Genomic DNA, 517 nt, shown 5'->3' on the forward strand with positions numbered 1-517 from the left:
CCAGCACCGGGCAGGCATCACACCCTATACGTCCACTTTCGTGTTTGCAGAGTGCTATGTTTTTAATAAACAGTTGCAGCGGCCTGGTTTCTGCGGCTGTCGTCAGCTCAGGAAGCGAGTTCCATCACCAACAACAGCGTACCTTCTCCCGAAGTTACGGTACCATTTTGCCTAGTTCCTTCAGCAGAGTTCTCTCAAGCGCCTTGGTCTACTCGACCTGACCACCTGTGTCGGTTTCGGGTACGATTCCTGTGTAACTGAAGCTTAGAGACTTTTCCTGGAAGCATGGCATCAACCACTTCGCTGTACAAGTACAGCTTGCTATCAGATCTCAGCATAGAGTACCCCGGATTTGCCTAAGATACATGCCTACATCCTTTCACCTGGACAACCAACGCCAGGCTGATTTAGCCTTCTCCGTCCTCTCATCGCATTACACAGAAGTAATGGAATATTAACCATTTTCCCATCGACTACGCCTTTCGGCCTCGCCTTAGGGGTCGACTCACCCAGCCCC

General features: G+C 50.9%; 1 rRNA gene. It reads right to left on the bottom strand.

Going from position 1 to position 517, the window contains the following annotated elements:
• Positions 1-517: ribosomal RNA gene (locus tag M3Z76_RS19730) — 23S ribosomal RNA — on the bottom strand; the annotation flags it as partial.

The sequence above is a fragment of the Metasolibacillus sp. genome, assembly GCF_025291715.1.
In the GTDB taxonomy this organism is placed as follows: Bacteria; Bacillota; Bacilli; order Bacillales_A; family Planococcaceae; genus Metasolibacillus; species Metasolibacillus louembei.